At 59.5% G+C, this 22,476-nt stretch carries 21 protein-coding genes; 8 read left to right on the top strand and 13 right to left on the bottom strand.

Annotation, left to right across the window (positions count from 1 at the left end; all coding sequences use genetic code 11):
• The first annotated feature begins 97 nt into the window (after positions 1 to 97).
• Complete coding sequence (locus AC3IUF_RS16545) at positions 98 to 607, top strand: hypothetical protein (protein ID WP_007919639.1); 510 nt, start codon at positions 98 to 100, stop codon at positions 605 to 607.
• Positions 608 to 682: 75 nt separating this feature from the next.
• On the opposite strand, the gene AC3IUF_RS16540 is transcribed toward AC3IUF_RS16545, so the two are convergent.
• Together AC3IUF_RS16540 and gstA are read right to left on the bottom strand one after the other, a co-directional pair.
• Complete coding sequence (locus AC3IUF_RS16540) at positions 683 to 1,063, bottom strand: RidA family protein (RefSeq protein WP_007919637.1); 381 nt, start codon at positions 1,061 to 1,063, stop codon at positions 683 to 685.
• A 99-nt stretch (positions 1,064 to 1,162) separates the two neighbouring features.
• Positions 1,163 to 1,774: a glutathione transferase GstA gene (gene gstA / locus AC3IUF_RS16535; RefSeq protein WP_489278649.1), complete on the bottom strand. Its 612-nt coding sequence runs from the start codon at positions 1,772 to 1,774 to the stop codon at positions 1,163 to 1,165.
• Positions 1,775 to 1,884: 110 nt separating this feature from the next.
• Between gstA and AC3IUF_RS16530 the strand changes: the two genes are divergently transcribed.
• Together AC3IUF_RS16530 and AC3IUF_RS16525 are read left to right on the top strand one after the other, a co-directional pair.
• The gene (locus AC3IUF_RS16530) at positions 1,885 to 2,793 is read left to right on the top strand and encodes a transcriptional regulator GcvA (protein ID WP_489281668.1); all 909 of its coding nucleotides are present in this window, start codon (positions 1,885 to 1,887) and stop codon (positions 2,791 to 2,793) included.
• 166 nt (positions 2,794 to 2,959) lie between these two features.
• Positions 2,960 to 3,334, top strand: coding sequence for a cupin domain-containing protein (locus AC3IUF_RS16525; RefSeq protein WP_489281666.1), 375 nt, complete (start codon positions 2,960 to 2,962; stop codon positions 3,332 to 3,334).
• On the opposite strand, the gene AC3IUF_RS16520 is transcribed toward AC3IUF_RS16525, so the two are convergent.
• From AC3IUF_RS16520 to AC3IUF_RS16490, 7 genes are all read right to left on the bottom strand, one after another.
• Positions 3,331 to 3,501: a hypothetical protein gene (locus AC3IUF_RS16520; RefSeq protein WP_185051925.1), complete on the bottom strand. Its 171-nt coding sequence runs from the start codon at positions 3,499 to 3,501 to the stop codon at positions 3,331 to 3,333. The two genes, AC3IUF_RS16525 and AC3IUF_RS16520, sit on opposite strands and share 4 nt — an antisense overlap.
• 67 nt (positions 3,502 to 3,568) lie before the next feature.
• A complete protein-coding gene (locus AC3IUF_RS16515) occupies positions 3,569 to 3,778 on the bottom strand; it encodes a hypothetical protein (RefSeq protein ID WP_095112009.1) in 210 nt (69 codons plus the stop codon).
• 181 nt (positions 3,779 to 3,959) lie between these two features.
• Positions 3,960 to 5,009 carry an XdhC family protein gene (locus tag AC3IUF_RS16510; RefSeq protein WP_489278646.1) on the bottom strand — a complete coding sequence of 350 codons (1,050 nt, stop codon included), beginning with the start codon at positions 5,007 to 5,009 and terminating at the stop codon, positions 3,960 to 3,962.
• Positions 5,010 to 5,021: 12 nt separating this feature from the next.
• A complete protein-coding gene (locus AC3IUF_RS16505) occupies positions 5,022 to 6,374 on the bottom strand; it encodes a c-type cytochrome (RefSeq protein ID WP_489278644.1) in 1,353 nt (450 codons plus the stop codon).
• 17 nt (positions 6,375 to 6,391) lie between these two features.
• On the bottom strand, positions 6,392 to 8,644 hold the full coding sequence (locus tag AC3IUF_RS16500; protein ID WP_489278642.1) for a xanthine dehydrogenase family protein molybdopterin-binding subunit: 2,253 nt from the start codon (positions 8,642 to 8,644) through the stop codon (positions 6,392 to 6,394).
• Positions 8,644 to 9,099 (bottom strand): (2Fe-2S)-binding protein, encoded by a 456-nt coding sequence (locus tag AC3IUF_RS16495; RefSeq protein ID WP_007915396.1) that lies wholly within the window; start codon positions 9,097 to 9,099, stop codon positions 8,644 to 8,646. Before AC3IUF_RS16495 ends, AC3IUF_RS16500 begins: the two co-directional genes overlap by 1 nt.
• Positions 9,100 to 9,176: 77 nt before the next feature.
• Positions 9,177 to 10,109: an AraC family transcriptional regulator gene (locus tag AC3IUF_RS16490; RefSeq protein ID WP_489278641.1), complete on the bottom strand. Its 933-nt coding sequence runs from the start codon at positions 10,107 to 10,109 to the stop codon at positions 9,177 to 9,179.
• A gap of 230 nt (positions 10,110 to 10,339) precedes the next feature.
• Between AC3IUF_RS16490 and AC3IUF_RS16485 the strand changes: the two genes are divergently transcribed.
• Positions 10,340 to 11,572 (top strand): MFS transporter, encoded by a 1,233-nt coding sequence (locus AC3IUF_RS16485; protein WP_489278640.1) that lies wholly within the window; start codon positions 10,340 to 10,342, stop codon positions 11,570 to 11,572.
• Between the two features lie 16 nt (positions 11,573 to 11,588).
• Here AC3IUF_RS16485 and AC3IUF_RS16480 read toward each other — a convergent pair whose 3' ends face one another.
• Complete coding sequence (locus AC3IUF_RS16480; RefSeq protein ID WP_414916046.1) at positions 11,589 to 12,050, bottom strand: hypothetical protein; 462 nt, start codon at positions 12,048 to 12,050, stop codon at positions 11,589 to 11,591.
• Between the two features lie 218 nt (positions 12,051 to 12,268).
• Between AC3IUF_RS16480 and AC3IUF_RS16475 the strand changes: the two genes are divergently transcribed.
• Both AC3IUF_RS16475 and AC3IUF_RS16470 read left to right on the top strand, forming a co-directional pair.
• Positions 12,269 to 12,490 (top strand): hypothetical protein, encoded by a 222-nt coding sequence (locus tag AC3IUF_RS16475; RefSeq protein WP_489278639.1) that lies wholly within the window; start codon positions 12,269 to 12,271, stop codon positions 12,488 to 12,490.
• Positions 12,491 to 12,750: 260 nt separating this feature from the next.
• Positions 12,751 to 13,188 (top strand): hypothetical protein, encoded by a 438-nt coding sequence (locus AC3IUF_RS16470; protein ID WP_463543166.1) that lies wholly within the window; start codon positions 12,751 to 12,753, stop codon positions 13,186 to 13,188.
• A 131-nt stretch (positions 13,189 to 13,319) separates the two neighbouring features.
• Here the strand turns inward: AC3IUF_RS16470 and AC3IUF_RS16465 are convergent, their stop codons facing one another.
• From AC3IUF_RS16465 to AC3IUF_RS16455, 3 genes are all read right to left on the bottom strand, one after another.
• A complete protein-coding gene (locus AC3IUF_RS16465) occupies positions 13,320 to 13,706 on the bottom strand; it encodes a hypothetical protein (protein WP_095112018.1) in 387 nt (128 codons plus the stop codon).
• Positions 13,707 to 13,872: 166 nt separating this feature from the next.
• Complete coding sequence (locus tag AC3IUF_RS16460) at positions 13,873 to 18,252, bottom strand: response regulator (protein WP_489278637.1); 4,380 nt, start codon at positions 18,250 to 18,252, stop codon at positions 13,873 to 13,875.
• 47 nt (positions 18,253 to 18,299) lie between these two features.
• Positions 18,300 to 19,457 (bottom strand): HD-GYP domain-containing protein, encoded by a 1,158-nt coding sequence (locus tag AC3IUF_RS16455; protein ID WP_489278635.1) that lies wholly within the window; start codon positions 19,455 to 19,457, stop codon positions 18,300 to 18,302.
• A gap of 342 nt (positions 19,458 to 19,799) precedes the next feature.
• Between AC3IUF_RS16455 and AC3IUF_RS16450 the strand changes: the two genes are divergently transcribed.
• Both AC3IUF_RS16450 and AC3IUF_RS16445 read left to right on the top strand, forming a co-directional pair.
• Positions 19,800 to 21,137, top strand: a complete 1,338-nt coding sequence (locus AC3IUF_RS16450; RefSeq protein WP_489278634.1) for an MFS transporter — start codon at positions 19,800 to 19,802, stop codon at positions 21,135 to 21,137.
• A gap of 24 nt (positions 21,138 to 21,161) precedes the next feature.
• Positions 21,162 to 22,424: a gallate dioxygenase gene (locus AC3IUF_RS16445; RefSeq protein ID WP_007915428.1), complete on the top strand. Its 1,263-nt coding sequence runs from the start codon at positions 21,162 to 21,164 to the stop codon at positions 22,422 to 22,424.
• Positions 22,425 to 22,476 lie beyond the last annotated feature (52 nt).

Genomic DNA, 22,476 nt, shown 5'->3' with positions numbered 1-22,476 from the left:
GCGCAACTGTCAGACCTGTCAGTTGTTGTGCAGAAGGAAGTTCGAAATAGTAATGAAATCACTCGGCGAACATTCATTACGAAAAGGACATGTTGCTATGAACGATAAAGACTATTTTGGTTATTTAGGCATCAACAAAAATAATTTGAACAGAAGGAGCCGCGCGCCGGAAATTTACTACAAAGCAGTGATTGACCCCGTCCATCCGCACCTTAGCGGGCCGGTATTTCAGGCAACCAAAGAAGGCAGAGCTTTCTACTTCGGTTCCGCCGAGACCTTTAGCCTGATCGCGCACCATAGAGAGCATGCAAACGACATTTTCGAAATAATGTCATTCGTTATCAATAACGAGCTACCCGATGGGGAACACGACATAGGGGGGCAGGGTAGTAGTGTTCAAGGGCTCATCACAATGACCCCGCATATCATCTATGCCAAGGCGGGGAAAATTAAGTTTCAGAGAAATGACGCGAACAGTTCGATAACCGCCAGTTTCCACTTCGACTTTGAGCTTGAGGATGACGGCCAAATAAAAAAATACAGCGTGAAGGAAGGAAAGTTATCGCTTGTCGCAACAGGGCCACTTGAAGCCCGGAAGCAATCCTGAAAAAGACCCGAGCCAGCCTTTAGAGGCTTGGCTCGGGTCTATGAATCGGCGGCTGATGACTTAAAGGCGTGAAACTCAGGCCTTGGCCGCCATCGCAGTCACTTCCACACGCATGCCTTCAACTGCCAGCGACGCCACACCTACCGCCGCACGCACCGGCCATGGCTTAGCGAAGTAGCGCTTGTAAACCTCGTTGAATGCCGCGCGATCGGCCATGTCGGTCAGGTAGATGGTCAGGTGCATCACCCGGTCCATCGAGCTGCCGGCGCGTTCCAGCGCAACCTTCAGCGCTTGCAGGGTGCATTCGCTTTGCAGGGTGATGTCGCCCAGTTCCAGACTGCCGTCGGCACGGGTCGGGATCTGCGTGGACATCATGATCCCGTTGAACGTGGTGACGTCCGACGAAATCGAGTCTGCGTCCGGATCGGGGGTAAAGGTGATGTCTTGGTTAGCCATGCGGATCCCTTGTTTAAGCGAGTAAATCGCGCCAGTTTACAGATTCAGGGCTAACGGACAAATGATCAGCCGCCACCGCAGTGAAAGCGTTGAGGGCGATCAAACCGGCTGCGTCGCCGCTTCTGCCGCTAGGGCTGCAACGACGCTGGGGCGGGCGGCGATGCGACGGGAGTGGGCGGCCAGCGCCGGCCAGTGCTGCAGGTCGATATCGAAGCTTGGCAGCCACGTCAACACGCTAAACAGGTAGGCATCGGCGACTCCGAATGTGCCCAGCAAATAGTCCTGATCCACCAGCCTGCGGTTCAGGTAGTCGAGGCGTTTAAACAGTTTTTGCGTAAAAATCACTTTGCTCGCTTGTGGCATTTGCGCATCGAACAGCGGTGCACAGCCACCGTGAATTTCCGTGCTGATGAAGTTCAGGTCCTCTTGCAAGCGCGTCCGCTGCCAACTGCCGAGTGTCGGCGCCAGTGCGCTTTCGGCGACCTGATCGGCGAGGAACTGCAGGATCGCCGGGCCTTCTGTCAGCACTTCGCCGTTATCCAGGAGCAACGCAGCGACGTAGCCCTTGGGGTTGATGTCGCGAAAGTCTTGTCCGTCGGCCGTGCGTTTGCTCTGATTGTTGACGCGAATCAGCTCGAAGGGCAGGCCCGATTCGCGCAACACAATGTGCGGCGCCAGCGAGCAGGTCATCGGGGCGAAATACAGTTTCATGGCACTTCCAGTGGGTGGGGAAGTGTCAGCATCCCTTGCAGGGACAGGTCTTCGCAAAGGTCATTTGCGGTGTTAGCGTATGACAAAATCTCATGAGTACCGAACTCGCCATGGTCGCCAGACTCCCCTCGCTCAACGGCTTGAAAGCGTTTGAGTGTGCCGCTCGGCATATGAGTTTCACCAAGGCTGCCGAAGAACTGAACGTCACGCAAACCGCCATCAGCCATCAGATCCGCCGTCTCGAAGAGGAGTTGGGCGTGAATCTGTTTCTGCGGCTCAAGGATGGGCTGGCCCTGACTGAAGACGGCCAGGCGTACTTGCCTGGCATTCGTACAGCGTTCCAGGAGTTGCGCTATTCGACGCAGACGTTATTGGAGTCGCGCCACAACAGCGTGTTGACCATCAATACCTTGGTGTCGGTCGCCTCCAAATGGTTGTTGCCGCGATTGCCGTCATTTCAGCAGGCGTTTCCCGCCATCGATGTGCGCATCAGCGCATCCACCGAGCTGGTCGATTTTCGTCGGGGCGGCATCGATGCCGTGATTCGTTACGGGCGTGGCGACTGGAAAGGCTTGCGCGCCGATTTCCTGATGTCCGATGAGATTTTTCCGGTGTGCAGTCCGGCGTTGCTCGACGCGTCGAAAAGCCTGAGCGCACCGGCCGATTTGCTCGAGCACACGTTGTTGCAAGTCAGTGGCATGACCGCCGGCGACTGGAACAACTGGCTCAGCGCCGCCGGTGAGTGTGCGCAACTCGCCGAGCGCCCGCGCCTGACCTTCGATCTGGCAATGATGGCCGTGCAAGCGGCGGTGGACGGGCAGGGTGTGTGCATCGGGCGTTCGACGTATGTCGACGACGACCTGCGCGCGGGCCGGCTGGTCGCCCCGTTTAATCTACGGTTGAAGGATGACTTGGGTTTCTATTTGGTGACGCCCCATGAAACCGCCGATACCCGCAAGATCGCGGCGTTCAGGACTTGGCTGTTGGCGCAACGCCCCGGCGACGAGGCCTTTGTATAAGCGTGTATCAATCCCGTGCAAGGACACACGTAAACAACAAACCGAGGATTTGCGACACATCCTTTCTACATGCCGCGCCCACAGTAGAGGTCACCCCAACACGACCTTTGAGAGGCACGCCATGCACCGTCCACTGTTTCTGACCACTGCAATAATCTTCGCTTCGATGATCGGCCTTGCACACGCGGCCGACGCGCAACCCAAGAGCTGGCAGCAAGGGTTGAGCCGCACCGATCTGGTAAAGCAGGATCTCGGCGCGGCCGACCGCGAAGTGATTCAGGCACGGGTTGATTTCGAGCCGGGCGTGACCTCGCCCCGGCATGCCCATCCGGGCGTGGAAGTCGCTTATGTGATCAGCGGCACGTTCGAGTATCAACTGGAGGGCCGGGCGCCGGTCACGTTGAAGGCCGGTGATTCGCTGTTCATTCCGGAAGGCGTGGCGCATATCGCGCGCAATGTCGGTCAGGACAAAGGTTCCGAACTGGCGACTTACATCGTCAAGAAAGGTGAGCCGGTGCTGATTCTCAAACCGCAGAGCTAACGCGTCGGGCCGTAATAAATCGTGTGCAGTATCAGCAACTCTACGAAAGCGACGACCACGCAAAACCTGACGAACCCCGCAGTAAAGACCCTGCGGGGTTTTTCGTAGCTGAAGTCGAAACCGCACAGTAACAACAGAATGCCGAAGAAGGTTTTTATCGCGCGCATCAGCGTTCATCCTTGGCCATGCCACGTTCGCACGGCTGATTCATGAGTCAGTTCCAGATGCCACTATTCAGTGCAGCGTCACAACTCTGCGACTCTCGCCAATCCTGATTCTGTCCAGCGCCCGGTTCAACGCATCGAGGGCATCGAGCAGGGCCTTGGCCTCGGCTTCTCGGCCTTCGCCCCAGAGACGTTCGGCCATTTTGTTCATGGCCTGAATGGAACGCTCGATGTCTGCGGCGGTGGTGGCCTCTTTATGGACTGACAGTTTTTTCGGCATTCAGGCCTCCTCTGGTGACGTATGACGAATCAGGCCGGTAAACGCTTGATGCGGTTTTTCGACGGCTATTGCAGCACATCTGCAAGCGTTTTGCTGCGACGTCCGCTGTCCATGTGTCGCAGGAATGATCAGTGGCTGTTCTCGTCTGGTCTAGAGTGGATCGATACAACGACTGACGAGATCAGGACGATGTTGGGCAAGTATCCCGAGCAGAAGCAGTCGCCACAGATTCGATGGAGTATTTCGCCTGGGCGATGCTGAGTTCACTCGGCAAGTTTGCACCGTTCTTGGCTGCAAGAATCTCGGCCATCACGCTGACGGCGATCTCCGCAGGCGTCTTGCTGCCGATGTACACGCCGATCGGTCCGTGCAGACGCTTAAGTGACGCTTCGGTTTCACCAAAATGCTCGATCAGGCGTTCGCGGCGCAACTGGCTATTGCGCCGCGAGCCGATGGCGCCGATATAGAACGCCGGGCTGTGCAGCGCTTCCAGCAATGCCAGATCGTCGAGTTTGGGGTCATGGCTCAAGGCAACGATGCAGGTGCGCAGATCGACCGCGAAGTCGCGCACCACGTCATCCGGCATGCCAATGATGCGCTCCACGCCATCGACCGCCCAGGTTTCGATGTACTCGGGACGCGGATCGCACACCGCCACTTTGAAACCGTTGAACAACGCCATGGTCGCCAGATACTCGGCCAGTGCGCCGGCCCCGATCATCAGCATCCGATAGCCGGGTCCCAAGGTGTTGAGCATCTGCACGCCATCGAAGCTGAACTGTTCCGGCGTCGCAGTCGGTTCGAGCATGACCTGACCGGACTCCAACGCCAGGCGACGACGAACCAGTTGCCCGGCGTCCAGTTGCACCAGCAACGCGTCGAGTGACTGCCACGACGGATTGAACTCAAGGATCAGTTCCAGCGTGCCGCCACAGGGCAAGCCGAAGCGATGCGCCTCATCGGCACTGACGCCATAGCGCACCCCTTGCGGTGCGCTGTCGCTAAAAGCGCTGCCGCCATGGGCCGTGGTGTAGCGATGGATCAGATCGTCTTCGATGCAGCCGCCGGACACGCTGCCCACCACGCGACCATCGTCACGCAACGCCATCATCGACCCGGTCGGACGCGGAGAAGAACCCCAAGTGCGCGCCACCGTGGCGAGCAATACACGCTCGCCAGCGGCAAGCCAGTCCCGCGCCGTGCGCAGGACCAGCAAGTCGATGCTTTCCATCAGTGTCTCCTCTTAGCGCATCTGCAGGATGATCGGGCTGCTGCTCGCCGGATCGGTGTGCTCACGCAGTTTGCCCACGCTCTGCGCATCGACAGCGCTGGCCTGATTGCCCCAGGTGCTGCGCATGAACGTCAGCACTTCAGCGATCTGCTGATCTGACAACTGCTCGCGGAAGGCCGGCATGCGATAAGCGTCCGGCACGCCAGCCGCGACCACACGCTGCGAACCATTCAGGGTGATGTTGATCGCCGAAGCGCTCTCCTTGGCCAGTGCCGAGGTGGCGCCCGCCAGCGGCGGCATCCATTCAGGTTGCCCCTTGCCGTCGAGGCCGTGGCAGGAAGCACAGCGCGTCACGTAGGTATGCGCACCGGGCGAGTCCAGGCGTTGCGCTGCCGAAACCGCTTGATACTGCCACGGCGCGCCGTCCCGTTCGCGATCCCCGGGAAGTGACTTCAGGTAGTGGGCAATCGCGGTCAGATCGTCATCGCTCATGAACTGCGTGGAGTTGTTGAACGCTTCGGTCATCGAGCCGTAGACCACCGCGTGTTGGTTGCGACCGGTCTTGAGGAACTGCACGATTTCCGCCTCACTCCAGCGGCCCAGACCGGTGTTGTGGTCATCGCGCAGGCTCGGCGCGTACCAGCCATCGAGCAAGGCGCCGGCGAGGTACGGTTTACCGGTGTCATCGAGTGCCTTCTCGTTGAACGCCAGGCCGCGCGGCGTGTGGCAACTGCCGCAGTGCCCGGCGCCCTGAACGAGGTAAGCGCCACGGTTCCACTGTTGATCCTGCGAAGGTTTGGCCACGTACGGTTCGGCATCGACAAACACACCGTTCCACAGTGCAATCGGCCAGCGCAGGTTCAGCGGAAACGGAATCGCGCTGGGGATGTTTGCCTGTTTGACCGGCGCCACGCCTTTCATGAAGAACGCATACAGCGCCCGCACGTCATCGTCACTGAGCTTGGCGTAGGACGGGTAGGGCATCGCCGGGTACAAACGGCGACTGTCGGGGGCCACGCCGTGACGCACCGCCCGGTCGAAGTCCGCCAGGCTGTAGTGGCCGATGCCGGTGTCCGTGTCCGGGGTGATATTGGTCGCATGGATTGAGCCCAGCGGTGTGGCCATTTCCAGGCCACCAGCGAATGGCGCGCCGCCCGGCACGCTGTGACAGGCCACGCAATCGCTGAGCCGGGCGACGTATTCGCCACGGGCGACCAGTGCCGGGTCGATGTCGGCCACGGCGATCTGAGGATTTTCCAGGCGCGAGACAGGCTCGCGGGTGACATACCAGGCCAGCAGGCCTGCCGCGACCAGGCACGGCACTGCCAGCCAGCCAGCGGTTCTTGCGAATCGGCTGTTATTCATGGACGCTCCGGCGCTGATCAAGTGAAGGTGTGTCGGCTCATGGGCAGGCTGCGCACCCGCTGACCGGTTAGCCTTGCCACCGCGTTAGCGACGGCGGGCGCGACCGCTGGCAACGGCGGTTCACCGATGCCACCCATTTTTTCCCCGCTCTCGACCACACGCACGTGGACCCGGGCCATCCGCGCAGGCGGCAGGATCGGGTACAAGTCGTAATTGCGCGCCCGGGGCTTGCCATCAATCCACACGGCTTCTTCCACCAGGGTTTGCGACAGTCCCAGCGCCACGGCGCCATTGACCTGAGCCTCGACAATCGCCGGGTTGACGATGCTGCCCGGGTCAATCGCCTGCCAAATGTCGTGCACCTTGACCTGGCCGTTGTCGATGGACACCTCAGCGATCACCGCCGTCTCTGTTCCGAACGGCGAAGCCATGGCCACGCCGCGCGCACGTTTGCTGCCATCCTCGGCGGTAAACGGCCCGCGCTTCCAGCCGCCCGACAGTTCACCCACCGCTTGCAGCAGCGTGGTCAAACGCTTGTTGTCACGCAGCAGATGCAGGCGCAGGTCGAACGGGTCTTTGCCGCCCTTGTCGGCCAGTTCATCGAGGAACGATTCATAGAAGAAGTCGTTCAGCGAGTTGCCTACCGAACGCCAGTAACCGAGCATCGCCGGGCCTTTGACGTAGATCTGCGCGATGCGCTTGTTGGGGATCGCATAGGACTTGCCCGACAAGCCTTCAAGCGCTGTGGGGTCGAGTTTTTCACCCTGCTTGCCGGCAAGGGCTTCGGTCGGCCCTTCGGTGGCACTGATCGCTTCGATTGCCAGCGGCCAGCCGTCGCTGTCCAGCGCCGCACGGAAATTCACTGCGGCAACCGGGCGCAGCACGTCACGCAGGAACTCTTCTTCGCGACTCCAGATCAGTTTCACCGGTCGGCCAACGGCCTTGGACAGCGCAATCGCCTGCGGATAGGGACTGGCTGAATCGTAGAGGAAATGCCGACCGAAGAAGCCACCCAGCAGTGGCGAATGCAACGTAATGCGCGACGGATCCAGCCCGGTGCGTTTGGCGATGTCGGCGCGGAACATGTCCGGCGCCTGATTCGGCAACCAGACTTCCAGCGAACCGTCCGGATTGAATCGGGCCAGTGCCGAAGGCGGTTCCAACTGGCCGTGGTTCAGGTATTGGTTGTGGTAAGTGGCGTCGATCCGGGTCTTGGTCTCCTTGAGAATCGACGCCACGTCGCCTTGGTTTTCATCATCTTTGGCCGGGCCTTTATCTTCAGCAAGGCGCTTGAACCAGGCATCGCTGGAAAAGTCCGCGGGCATCGGCCGTACTTTGCTCTCGGCCGTTGGCTCTTGCCAATCAACCTGAATCGCCTCGACCGCACGTTTGGCATGCCACCAGCGCTCCGCGACCACTGCCACGGCGCCCGGCAGACGATGCACGGAATGCACGCCTTTCATTGCCTTGACCTGGTCTTCGTTGCGCAGGTTGCCGACCGTCATGCCCAAACGCGGAGCATGTTGCACGGCAGCGTGGAGCATGTCGTCGACTTTCAGGTCGATGCTGTATAGCGCCTTGCCCGTGGATTTGTCATAGGCATCGAGGCGCTTCACCGGTTTGCCGATCCAGCGGAACTGGCTCGGATCACGCAGCTTCACGGAAGCCGGATCGGGAACCGGCAGATCCATTGCGCGCTCGGCCAGATCACCGTAGGCCAACGAGCGGCCCGACTTGGCATGCACGACTTTGCCCGGCTCGGTGGTCAACTCGCCGACTGGCACGCCAAGCTGTTGCGCGCCCGCTTGCAGCAGCATGGCACGGGCGAGAGCGCCGAGGCGGCGCATGACCGGGTAGCTCATGCGCACCGACATACTACCGCCGGTGATGCGCATGCCGTTTTCCAACACCACATAGGCTTCGCCGGGCGGCGCGGCTTCGACGAGGAAGGTTGCCGGGTCGGCATCCAGTTCTTCACCGACGATTTGCGCCATCGCCGTGAACGTACCTTGTCCGCCCTCCATGAACGGGCAGAGCAGACGCACGCGGTTGTCCGGACGGATCTCGAGAAACGCCGGCACCTGCGTGCCGCGCTCGGCCGTTGCCGCGGCAACGGCGGCTTGCACGCGCGTCGCACCCAGCGGCAGACCGAAGCCGAGGACCAGCGCGCCGACGGCGGTACCGGTCAGAAAACGCCTGCGCGAAACATTGATCGGTTCGTGCAGATCCAGCACCGAGGCTTGCTGTGAAGGGTCGATACGTATGTTCATCACGCGTCTCCCTTGCCGGCCAGCTCATGCACGGCGGCATGAATGGCGTTGTAGGTACCGCAGCGGCACAGGTTGACCATCGCCGCTTCGATTTGCGCATCACTCGGTTTGGGGTTTTGTTTGAGCAGCGCGGTGGCGGCCATCACCTGCCCGGACTGGCAGTAGCCACACTGCGCGACCTGCAGATCGACCCAGGTCGCGACCACCCGTTTGCCCACGTCATCGCTTTCGATCGCCTCAATGGTGGTGACCTCGCGGCCGACCACACCCGCCACCGGCGTGACGCACGAGCGCACGACGTTGCCGTCCACCAGCACCGAACAGGCGCCGCATTGCGCCAATCCGCAGCCGTATTTGGTGCCGGTCATGCCCAGATCATCGCGGATCACCCACAGCAAGGGCGTATCGGCGTCGGCATCGACCTGATAGGTCTTCTGGTTGATTCGTAGTTCCATGGTTCACCCGCTGATCATCGGTTGACTTGCATTGTTATGAGCGGTGACACGCGGCGAGGCGTATCAGCGTTTTTCGTTCAATTCGCTACTGTGCCGAGGGCTTCTGCTTCGAATGGCTGCCCACGCAAAAGGGCAATGTCACGACTCGGCGCGGTGCCGAACAGCCGGGCATATTCGCGGCTGAACTGCGACGGACTTTCATAGCCGACCGCAAACGCCGCCCGCGAAACGTCGAGACGCTCGACCAACATCAGCCGCCGCGCTTCGTTGAGCCGCAGCCATTTCTGGTACTGCAGCGGACTCATGCCAGTGAGCTGTCGGAAATGGTGGTGAAAGGTCGGCGCACTCATCTGCACCCGCGCGGCCAGATCGTCGATGCGCAGGGCATCTGCGTAGTTGAGCTTGAGCCAGTCAATCGCCTTGGCGATGCGATAACCCTGGCCATCGACGGCAGTGATCTGTCGCAGCCGTGCGCCTTGGTCGGTGTGCAGCAGCCGATAGTGGATTTCGCGCAGAATCAGCGGCGCCAGCACCGGGATTGCCTCGGGTTCATCGAGCAATGCCAGCAGGCGATCGAGCGCGCCTTCCAGCGCAGACGACAGACTGCCAATCGCGGCGCCCGTGCCCGTTGCTGGCTGCCGTTTGGCCGGCAAACCGCTCTTGGTGATGACCTCTGCGAGCATGCTGACATCCAGCTTCAGCACGAGGCCGACACAAGGCTGTTCGGGGCTGGCGAGCATCACTTCGGAGTTGGCCGGCAAGTCCAGCGACGTCACCAGAAACCGTGACGGGTCATAGCTGTAGCCTTCACCGCCGACCCACAAGCGCTTTTCGCCGCGACCGACGAGAATCAGGCTCGGTTCGATCATGCACACCACGGGCGGCGCCGGTTGATCGCGACGAAACAGCGACAGCCCGGGTATGGCCGTGGCGAAGTCACCCGGTGCGCTCACGCGCGGGTCAATGTGCAATGCCAAAGGCGATTCCTGGGGCAGAGGGGTAGGGATCATGTCGGGTCACTCCTGTTGACCGAACTCTAATCCGCGCGCGAGACGTTTCCTATCCATCACCCTGCATCGCCAGAGGATCAGGCAAGCATTCAAGAGGAATGCGCTAGGGAAGGGCCGGATTGACCGGGAGAATGTGTCTATCTGTTACGGGGGCAGTGTCCGGAAGGGACGACAAACTGCTTGCCCCTGCGCATCACATCCACAAGTTTTTCGCACCACAGGTAGTTCTCATGACGTTTCCATCTACAGATCCATCTAAAAGAACAGGCGGCTGGAGCGCTGTGCTGGCCATGTCGTTGGCCGCATTCGCCTTGGTCGCTTCAGAATTCATGCCGGTCAGCCTGCTGACGCCTATTGCGGCCGACCTGCACATCACCGAAGGCCAGGCCGGGCAGGGCATTTCCGTGTCCGGTGCCTTTGCCTTGATCACCAGTCTGTTGATTGCCTCGGTCGCCGCTCGCGTCGAGCGCAAGAAGCTGTTGCTGGGCCTGACCTTGCTGATGATCGTCTCCGGTACGGTCGTCGCGGTCGCGCCGGGTTACCCGTCATTCATGTTTGGACGTGCGCTGATCGGGATAGCGATTGGTGGTTTCTGGTCACTGTCGGCGGCGACTGCAATACGTCTGGTCAAGCCTGAACAGGTTTCGCGAGCGCTGGCCATCGTCAATGGCGGTAACGCGTTGGCCACGGTCATCGCCGCGCCTGCGGGTAGCTTCCTGGGTTCGCTGATCGGCTGGCGCGGCGCATTCTTCTGCGTGGTTCCGGTCGCAGTGCTTGCCTCCGTGTGGCTGCTGATCAGCCTGCCGTCGTTCAAGGCAGAGCGCCAGGCCGGTAGCGGCAACGTTCTGCGCCTGATGAAGCAGCCGCCAGTGGCCTTGGGCATGGTCGCCGTCAGCGTATTTTTCATGGGCCAGTTCATGCTGTTCACCTACCTGCGTCCCTTTCTTGAGGGCGTGACCGGCGTAAGCGTCTCAACCTTGTCCTTGATGCTGCTGGGGTTGGGACTAGCAGGGTTTATCGGCACCTTTCTGATCGAACGGTTTATGGGCCGTGGCCTCTACCGCACGTTGACCGTCATCCCGCTGATCATGGCGGCCATCGCACTGGCGTTGGTCAGCTTCGGCAAATCACCGGTGCTCACCGCCGTGTTGCTCGGCCTCTGGGGACTTGTTGCCACAGCCGCGCCGGTCGGCTGGTGGACATGGCTGGCGCAGACGCTTCCGGATGACGCGGAAGCCGGAGGCGGCTTGCTCGTGGCCATTGTGCAACTGGCGATCGCCGGAGGCGCGATCATTGGCGGTCTGGCTTTTGACCTGAGCGGATACAAAGCCACATTCGAGCTCAGTGCTGCGGTACTGGTTGTCGCGTCTGTGCTGGCCTGGTTGGCGGGGCGCAATGCCACTGAAGTTCATCTTGTTGAGTCGGCCGCTGTTTCCGGCGATCCGGAGTCCCGATTTGTCTGATCGAGCAGGAGGCTGCTCAATGCACCAATGACGGTTGGGTCGCGACCGAGACCGTGAAGACCACGACAAACAGCACGACCAATCCCCAGAACATCACCATGATCGTCAGCAGAAAAACCTTAAGGCCTTGATAAAGCCTGCGCAGCCAATGGCCTTCGGGTTTTGCTTCAGCGCGGGCTCTGAGTACGCCTTTCAAATAAAAGCCGAGCAGCGCAAGCAGTGCGCCATCTATCGCCAGCGCAGGCAGGCCGGCCAGGGGGAAAATGCTTTCCCAGCGATAGAAAGAAGACCGGCTCAGAAAGACCACATAACAAGTCAGGCTGCCGTAGGGCAGGGCTCGCCACCATTTTCCCGCCAGCGCCCCGACCATCAGGCACATGATCACCATGAACGGGCTGAGGAGAATATGGAGCATCCACTCCAGTACGTTGGGCAAGTAGTCCGGGGAATGGATGTTGCGCCAAAGGTGTTCCAACATTGTTTGGGTTCCTGCCTTCTAGGGAGTCAGTGCTGCTGCGGTGCTTCCGTGCTGCTGGACGGTATCGGCGTGTTTTTGGGTTACATAAGGGGTGTTGGGTGAATTGGCGGCTTTAGGGAGCGCGAACTACGCCGGAGCATGCCCGGGCGGTGGAGGGTTTCCAGTTTTTGCGCTATTGCTATAGGACCGGCATGGAGCCGGGATCAAGGAGTGATCTGATGAACGATTATCGAAAGTTGACCCAGGCGGAACTGTCTGTTGCCCTAAAAATGGCTGAGAGCGAGGTTGCGCTTTATGTCGCCGACAATGAGCCCATGGCGGATGGTTCTGGCCACTGGGTGTTCTTTTCTCTCTCAGCGCCCAAAAGCCTTCTCTCTCGCCTAAGGGTTGACGATGGTCACCGGCTGGCACTTGGCAAGTCGTGGACAATTGCGCCCTGACAACACGGTTGCTTCACTTCGGAGCGATCCGGGCCAATACGTTCCGATCGCTTCTCCTTAGTCCAATCACGGGTCAACAGTTTGGTGACGGTTGGCGTGCGGCAGCTTTCGGCCAGAAGCGGACGTAATAGCGTTTGTGTAGTATCTGCCTCTCTTCCCTCCTATATGAGATGCCGATGTCTAGCCGACACTCCCCATCCCCTACAAGAGCTGTCCTAGACCTGCGAAACGCACGTTCGCTATTGGGAAAACGGCTGAGCGTGCTGCTGCACGACCAGTACTATTTCAACGACGAGAAAGATCTGGGAGACATAGGTTCTCTAGAGTGGCGTTTTGGCGAAGGAGAAGTTCTATCCATGTATCTCTTGAGTGATGGCGAGAGAGTAGGTGCGGACTTGTTTCCTTCTGATACGCCGACTCCCTTCGAGATAGAGCCAAACGTGACCTGCTCCTGGAAGAGGGAAAACCTGCTTGCGGATCTGTCAGCAACCCACCTTGAAAACACAAAAATTTGCGCAGTTGAGGGAATTCTTGACTCTTTCAACGGACAAGAGCCTTGGCTGGCCGGATTCAGAGTTACGTTCGAGACCGGTGACTCGTTGATCTACCTAAACCAGGGCGACGATGCCGTCGTATTGATTAATGCGCTACCGCCAGTAAGTGTAGGCCTCGAAACCCGCTTCGTTACCTCAATTTAATGACAGCTATGGGTCGACTGCGGACCTTCCCAAAGACAGCAATCGGCCAATTGCGGCCCATCAATTAAAGGCACTTTTGTCCGAAATACACTATTCAAAAATATCTGTAGCACGACGCGCAGTCACCGACCTCAAGGACGATGTAGCCCTGTCGCATCCCGCCAGTACATGGTTTGTTCGAACTGAAAGCTAACTAGAAAGAAGGCTGAACACGACTGAGATATTGATTGGGCGACTTTTTCCAAATCTTCCATAGCGGACTCTCCCTCTGGTTCGGGCCCTTTAATTCTGATGGTACAACGCACAGCGACAGGAAAGTCGATACCCATTGTATTCTCAGCATAAATCGTGGGGTCACCGAAAGCGTCATCGGTACTTAATTTAAGTCCTGAGCTAAATTCAGCGTATAGCCCATCTTCTGTTACCTCGACTTTTCGAGCACCAGCATTCTCAAGGGCATTGCTCAATGTCAAAATTGTGAGCGTACTATCAGCTTCCAAGCACAGATCAAGACTCATCAATCCTCTCTTTTTACCGATGAACACTTGCACCAAATTTGAATGCGATCGTCGCGACAGTGTATTTGACTAGCGGTACGAATGTCCGCTTTTGGCCGAAAGCGGTCATTCGGGAGCAGTCGCTATCGGCCAAAATCGCTCAACTACAGCAACCTCCTCACTCAAATCACCCATCCTGCAAAAGCTTCAAAGCCCGATCAAAATCGAACCTTTCCACCTGTACCGCGACCAGAGCCAGACGTTCTTCTAACGCCCGATCAAGTCGCATGTTGCGCAATCCCGCAAGTGCGTCCAAAGCCGCCGTGTCACCTTCGTCCAAAAGACCCGCGAGTCTGTTCAGTTGCTCGTTGATAGCGGAGTCGTTCTGTAGCTCATCACCTGCGCCGGCCGGTGTGTCTGCCTTGAGGTCGGCCAGTGCCACCAGAATCGGGTGCAGGCAATATTCGACCTGCATCGCCAGCCCTTGCAGCACCGTAGCCGGCTCGCCGTCATGGCAGGCCTGTTCCAGCAAAGCGCAGGCTTGCGCCACGGACCTGGCGCCGATGTTGCCGGCGGTGCCGCGCAAGCTGTGCGCCAGTCGTTCAGCGGCGCCAGCATCCGGATCGATCCGTGCGGTGTGGAACTGTTCGATAAAGCCTGTCTGGGTATCGCGAAATTTGCAGAGCAGGCGTAGGTAGAGATCCCGCCGTCCCATGCAGGTGGCGAGACCTGCCGCGAGGTCGATGCCCTCAAGCTGCTCGGGCAAGCCATCGGCGAATCCTGCGTTCAGCGATGCTTGAGCGGCACGTGGCTTGATCCATTTTGCCAGGGTGGCGAACATGGTTTCGACGTTGAGTGGCTTGGAGATATGGTCGTTCATGCCGCATTCGAGGGCGCGCTCGCGGTCACCGTCCATCGCGTTGGCGGTCATGGCGATCACCGGCAAAGTGTTGAAGCGCGGTTGCTGGCGGATTTGTCGGGTTGCCGTGTAGCCATCCATCACCGGCATCTGGCAATCCATCAACACGCCATCGAAGTCGCCATCCTCGGCGAGGATGTCCAGGGCCTCCTGACCGTGTGTGGCGAGTCGCAGGCGTATTCCGACGCTCTCCAGCAGCTCGCTGGCCAGTTCCTGATTGAGATCGTTGTCTTCGACCAGAAGCAGCCGCGCGCCATTGAGGCTGGCGACGGTGTTGGCATTGTGCAGGGAGCGTTCGCCCGTTCGCGTTTCACCCTGTGGTTCTCTGCCCAGCACCACGCCGATGGCTTCGAGCAGCGAGGACGGCGTGACGGGTTTGGTCAGTACCACCGGCAACTGGATGCCTTGGCGCTCGGCTTCTTCGCGGGCTTCTTCGCGTCCAAATGCGGTGATCATGATCACCGATGGCGTGCGCATCAGGCTGGCGGAATGCATTTTGCTCACGGCTTCCATGCCATCCATGCCGGGCATCCGCCAGTCCATCAAGACCAGATTGTAAGGCAGTGCCTGGTGCTCGGCGTCGGCCAACATGCGCAGCGCCAGATCACCGCTCTGCGCGACATCCACTTCCAGGCCAAAGCTGCGCGCCATGCCTGAGAGAATTTCACGCGCACTGGCATTGTCATCCACGACCAGTACCCGCATGCCCAATAGCTCGCCGGCCTTGAACATACGGCGCGGCTGCACGCCTTGCTGCACAGCGAGTTGCACCTGGAAATGGAATGTCGAGCCGACCCCCGGTTGGCTTTCCACCCAGATTCGGCCGGCCATCAGCTCCACCAGCTTCTTCGAAATGGACAAGCCGAGCCCGGTGCCGCCGTACTTGCGAGTGATCGAACTGTCTGCCTGACTGAACGACTGGAACAGGCGTGAACACTGCTCGACGGTCATGCCGATGCCCGTGTCGCGCACCCAGAAGTGCAGTTGCACGTGTTCGTTGTGTGTACCCACTTCTTCCACGCCGACCACGATGTCACCGTGCTCGGTGAACTTGGCCGCGTTGTTGCCCAGATTGATCAGCACTTGCCCCAGGCGCAGGGGATCGCCGATCAGGGCCGTGGGCAGATCGGGCGGGATCTGGAACAACAACTCCAGACCCTTGTCCTCGGTCTTCAGGCCAATCATGGCGGCAAAGCTGTCGAGCACGTCCTCGAGGCGGAAAGGCGCCTGTTCGAGGCTCATCCTGCCGGCCTCGATCTTGGAAAAATCGAGGATGTCGTTGATGATTCCCAGCAGGTTCTCCGCCGAGCGATGCACCTTTTCAATGTAGTTGCGCTGGCGATTATCCAGATGGGTACGCAGCGCCAGGTGGCTCATGCCGATGATGGCGTTCATCGGCGTGCGGATCTCATGGCTCATGTTGGCAAGGAACTCGCTCTTTGCCTGAGTGGCTTCTTCGGCTGCTGCTCTTGCTTCTGCCAGCGCCGTCACGTCGATGTTGATGCCGGTTGCGCGCAATGGCTGGCCGTCCGGCGTGCGTGAGAAACGGTTGAGCGAGCGGAACGTGCGTATCTGCCCGTCATTTTTGCGCACGATGCGAAAGTCGAATTCGACGCGGTCATCGCCACTCTGCACGGCGCTGTCGAAGGTGCTGCTGACCCGCGCCACATCCTCGGGATGCACCAGCGCCTGCCAGTGCTGCAGCGTGCCACCGAAGGCACCCGGTTCAAGACCAAACAGGGTTTCAAGCTGCGGCGTCCAATAGTTTGTGCCGCTGACCAGATCAACATCGAACAGACCGATGTCGCCGGCCTCTTGCGCCAGGTTCAGGCGATCGCTGGCAGTGCGCAGCTTGGCTTCCATCGCTCTGCGCTCACTCACGTCGCGCACCGAGGCACAGACGCAGACGCCACGACCTTCCAGGCGGGGCAGGTGGGAAAGGCCAATTTCCACGGAGAACAGGCTGCCGTCTTTGCGCACGCCGCTCAGGTCCTCCAGATCGCCACCCATCTGCCGGGTGCCGCCGCTGGCAATGAAACCGTCGCGCAATTTGACATGACGCTCGCGGGCAGCCTGAGGCACCAGACGCTCGATGCTGGCGCCAATCAACTCGCCGGGTGCATAGCCAAACAGGCTGTCCATTTGCGGGTTGGTCATCAGAATGCGACCGTCAGCCCCCAGCACCAGCATACCGTCCGGTGCAGCCTCGATGATGCCGCGGTACCAGGCCTCGGTGGCCCGCAATGCTGCCTGTTGGGCTTCCAGCTCACTGGCCTGGTGTTCCAATTGCAAAGTCTGCGCGCCCATTTCGTCCGCCTGACGACGAGTCTCCAGCAGCAGCGCCTGGGCCGCCTCACTGCGCTCCATGATGGCCATGGCGCCGGCCAGCCTGGGCAACACTTCTTGCAAGAGCAGCGCTTCGTTCTCTTCCAGTTGGCGAAAACCGGCCATTTCCACCACCCCGAGCAGGCGTTCGCCACGCAGCACGGGTTGAACCATCAGGACGCTAGCGGGAGCGGCGCCCAACTGCGTGCGTACATGCCAAAACGGTTCGGGTAAATTCTGCAGGTGGCGGGGTTGGTGATCCAGTGCGCACTGGCCAAGCAACCCGTCACCGAGCTCAAGTTCAACGGGCAGCGGATGCTCACTGTCCACCGCGTAACCGCCCACCAATCGAAGGCGCGAGGCGCCTTCATAGAGAACGTAAAGTGCCCCTTGGCACATGCCCAACTGCGGCGCGATGTGGCTAAAAAAAGCCTGGGCCAACTGCTGCGGGGTTTCCGCCTGTTGCAGATCCACTTGCAGAAGCGAAGTGTGGTTTTTAACCCAGCGCTGGCGCTCAAGCTGACAAGCCTCCACCTGCAACGTGGCGATGGCTCGGGCGAGGTCACCGGTTTCGTTGCGAAGGTCGGTGTGGGGGATCTGCCCGTCGAGTTTGCCGGACGCCAATTCGTCTACCGCCACACGGACACGATTGAGCGGCACGCGAATGGAGTAACTGACCAGCCAGGTCAACAGCAAGGCCAGTGTCGACCCGCCCAGCAGCAACACATAGGTGATCGTGGTACTGCGCTGCGCATATTCGGCCAGATTCTTCGCGGTATCGTGGATGTCGGCTTGCTTGTTGTTCTCGATCTGCGTGAGCAGCCCGTCGCTGCCCTGTTCCAGCGCGAGAAAATCCTGACTGTTAAGCAACATCCAGGCTTGACCGAGGGAGCCTTTGCCGGCGAATTCCAGCGCCGCATCGCCATCTTTTTGCAGACGCTGCAAGACCCTCTCGAACTCCAGCAGACTGCTCAAACTGCTCTGTCGCCGCAGTGTCGGGCGCACCTGTTCCAGGGCCTCGTGGAGTCGTTCCTGGGCGACACTCATCTGCGTTCTGGCGCTGATGCGAATGTCCGCGTTGTTGGTCGCGATCGCACGTTGCATGGCCAGCAAAAGATACGGCAACTGCACCCGGACTTCCTGCACATGCTGGATACCCACCAGATCCTGCTGGTACAACTGCTGCATTTCGTTCCTGAGCGAATACTGGGTGCGCAGGCTTTGCACGCCCAGTATCAGAACCAACATCAGCAGCGCCGCGAAGCCGATGATCAATTTGCTGCGCAGGGACAGGCGCTCGAGCGTCTCGAACAGTCTGTTCATAACGGGCCTCGTTCAGCAGTGGGGGGGGGCAAAGAGCGGCACACGGCTCAGGGTTGGTCAGCGATCTGTTCAAGCAAGGCCAATTGTCTGGCCAAGTCCTGATCGCTGTCGGCGAACTGCACGGCAATGTTCTGGAACTGCCCGGCATTGGCCAGAAATGCATCGCAGATGTCCGGGTCGAAATGTTTGCCGCGGCCTTCGCGGATTATTTCCACTGCCTGCTCATGGGGCATGCCGGGCTTGTATACGCGGCGGCTGATCAGCGCATCGTAGACATCCGCCACAGCCATCAAACGCGCGCTGATCGGAATATCGTCGGTGGCCAACCCTTGCGGATAGCCGCTGCCATCCCATTTTTCTTGATGCCCGTAGGCGATTTCCTTGGCCAGACGAAGGAAGTCGACGCCGATCTCCAACTGGTCCTCGGCGTGCTGGATGGCGTCGCGTCCCAAGGTTGTGTGGGTCTTCATGATCTCGAACTCTTCCGGAGTGAGACGTCCGGGCTTGAGCAGGATGCGATCAGGAATGCCGATCTTGCCGATATCGTGCAGCGGTGCCGACTTGAATAGCAGCTGGATGGTTTCCTCGTCGAGAAAGTGACGAAAGCGCGGATGCTCGCGCATCAGTTCGGCCAGCAATTTTATGTAGTGCTGGGTGCGGCGAATGTGGTTGCCGGTTTCGTTGTCGCGGGTTTCGGCCAGCGAGGCCATGGCGTGGATGGTGACATCCTGGATGGCAATCACCTCGCGGGTACGGCGTTGCACTTCCTGTTCCAGAAAATCGTTTTGATTGCGCAGAAAGTCGGCGACGGCCTTGAGCTTGACCTGAGTCTCGACCCTGGCCATGAGCACCGGAGGAATGATCGGCTTGGTGATGTAGTCAGCAGCGCCGAGGCTCAAGCCGCGAATTTCGTCCTCCGTGGCGGTCATGGAGGTCAGGAAAATGATCGGTATATGACAGAGGCGGGCGTCATGCTGGAGCCGCTCGGCAACGTCATAACCGGACAGCCCCGGCATCATGATGTCCAGCAGAATCAGGTCGGGGAGCGTGTCGGCCTGCAGAAGGCGCAAGGCTTTTTCACCGCTGTTGGCGGCCTTGACCCGGTATTTGTCCTTTAGCAACTCGGCGATCAGCATCAGGTTGTCTGGGGTATCGTCGACCACCAGAACGGTTGCTGATGGATAAACGCCCTGCATGCTATCCATGGATGTTGGCTCCCTTGACTGATAAGCAGTAGGCGTACTTACGCCAGACTCTTGTCGGCAAGCGTAGCTAGAAAAGCTGCAATCGGTAGGTCGAAGCAGGGAGGTTTGTTCGATGAGGTACTCGATTATTGGCCGCTCGCGCCACGGTCATCAATCCCACGCTCTACCACGCCCCGTTTATCTCTTTTGATCCCCCGATAAGAAAAACCGATACCTGCTTAAGGATTTCCCAGAGGCGGGCGGTATACCTGCGGCTTTACAGTCACCTTCATCGTTCAGCGTGGACGGTCTACTTACAGGCCTTGTCCGTCGGGACTTCTACAAAAATAAGAAGGTGAGAGCATGACGAGTGAAACGGTCGATATCAAAGCGTGGATCGACAACCGCAAAGTGGTGCCGTACCAGTGGCTGATTATGGGTTTATGTTTTTTCATCGTGCTTTTCGATGGCTTCGACGTCGCGGTGATGGGGTTTATTGCCCCCTCGCTGATTCAAGAGTGGGGATTGTCAAAAGCAGCGTTTGGCCCAGTGATGAGCGCGGGCATGGTTGGGCTGGCGATCGGCGCGCTGACCGCTGGCCCTTACGCCGACCGAATCGGCCGCAAAAAGGTACTCCTAACGGCGGTGACTGGCTTCAGCGTGCTGAGTCTGGCCTGCGCCTTTGCGCGTAATCCCTACGAACTGGCGGCCTTGCGTCTGCTGACCGGTGTGGCGCTGGGCGCAGCGTTGCCCAACACCACCACACTGCTTTCCGAGTATTTGCCGGAACGCAATCGGTCACTGTTCATCACGATCATGTTCACCGGGTTCAACATGGGGTCGGGGTTGGGCGGATTTCTCGCCGCGTGGTTGATTCCCCATCACGGTTGGCAGTCGGTGCTGCTCGCTGGCGGGATTCTGCCGATGTTGTTACTGCCCTTGATGTGGCTGTTGCTGCCTGAGTCGGCGCGTTTTCTTGCCGCGCGCAACGCGCCCGCCAGCCAGATTGCCAAGGTGCTGAACAAGCTGGGCGGCACGTTTAGCGCGGCGACGAAATTCGTCATCGCCGAACCGCAGGCTCAGCAAAAAGCACCGCTGCGCTTGTTGTTCACCGAAACCTATCGCTTCGGCACGCTCGCTTTGTGGGCGACTTACTTCATGGGGTTGCTGGTGATCTACCTGACCATGGGCTGGATGCCGACCCTGCTGCGTGAAGGTGGGCTGTCCATCGAACGCGCCGCGACCATCACCGGCCTGTTCCAGATTGGCGGTACCGTCGGCGCCATCGTAGTCGGCTGGGCGATGGACCGGCGTAATCCAAACGCGGTAATTGCCACGTCCTACGCACTGGGTGGCGCTTTCATTCTGCTGCTGGGCGCCTTCAGCCTCGAATCCAGTCTGCTGGCGTTCGGCGTAGTGGCGGCAGGTTTCTGCATGAGTGGGGCGCAAACCGGCCTCAATGCTTTCGCGCCGGGCTACTACCCGACAGATTGTCGCGCCACGGGCGTCAGCTGGATGCTGGGTATCGGCCGCTTCGGGGCTATCTTTGGTTCACTCATCGGTGGCGCGGTGCTCAGCCTCGGGCTGGGGTTGCCGCTGCTGTTTGCCCTGTTGAGCGTGCCTGCCTTTATCGCTGCACTGGCGATCATGGCCAACGGTCATGCACGGCGCCGAGTCAATCGGGCCTTGCTGACGCATTAATCTTTTTCGACAAAGGAACTCGTTATGGCACGCATCATTGGTGGCCTCGCTGTATCTCACACCCCGACTATCGGCTTTGCGGTCGATCACGACAAGCAGCATGAGGCCGCCTGGGCGCCGATTTTCCGTGGTTTTGAGCCGATCAAGGTGTGGCTGAAGGAGCAGCAACCGGATGTGCTGTTCTATATATTCAACGACCACGTGACTTCGTTTTTCTTTGATCACTATGGTGCCTTTTCCCTCGGTGTCGATGAGCGTTACGAAGTCGCTGATGAGGGCGGTAATCCACGCGAGTTACCGGGGATCGCTGGCCATGCGGCGCTGTCGCGGCACATCGGTGAGAGCCTGGTAGCGGATGAATTCGACATGAGTTTCTTCCGTGACAAGCCGCTCGATCATGGCTTCTTCTCGCCGATGTCGGCGCTGCTGCCGTGCGAGCCGGACTGGCCGGTGGAGATCGTGCCGCTGCAGGTTGGCGTGTTGCAGTTCCCGGTGCCGAGTGCGCGGCGCTGCTACAAGTTGGGCCAGGCGCTGCGCCGGGCGATCGAAAGCTACCCCGAGGACTTGAAAGTAGCCATCGTCGCGACCGGTGGCGTTTCCCACCAGGTGCACGGCGAACGCTGTGGGTTCAACAACCCGGAGTGGGACCAGCAGTTCATTGATCTGTTGGTCAATGATCCCGAGCGCCTGACCGAAATGACCCATGCCGAATACGCCGCGCTGGGGGGCATGGAAGGTTCGGAAGTGATCACCTGGCTGATCATGCGCGGCGCGCTGTCGGCCACGGTGAAAAACCTGCACCAGGATTACTACCTGCCGTCGATGACCGGCATTGCCACACTGTTGCTGGAAAATCAGGATCGGCCCGTTCCCGTTGACGTCATTGCGCGGCATTTGCAGCACATGCAGCATCAGTTGGCGGGTATCGAGAAGCTTGAAGGCACCTATCCGTTCACCCTGGAACGCAGCGCCAAGGGCTATCGGTTGAACAAGTTTTTGCATCGCATGATCGAGCCGCACTGGCGTCAGCGTTTCCTCGACCAACCCGAAGCGCTGTTCGATGAAGCAGGGCTGAGCGACGAAGAGCGGGATCTGCTGCGCCGCCGCGACTGGCGCGGATTGATTCACTACGGGGCGATTTTCTTCGTGCTGGAAAAACTCGCTGCCGTGGTTGGGGTGCCGAATCTGCAGATCTACGCAGCGATGCGCGGACAAAGCCTGGAGGCGTTCATGAAAACCCGTAATCAGCAGGTGCTCTATTCGGTAGCGGGCAAGGCCCCGCGCTAACGTCACGGCGTCATCGACGGCTCGCTCCGGGCCGCTTCGCAACACCCTTGAA

It is taken from the genome of Pseudomonas sp. KH_040 (assembly GCF_057839305.1).
This window is presented reverse-complemented; position numbering and strand designations above follow the sequence as displayed.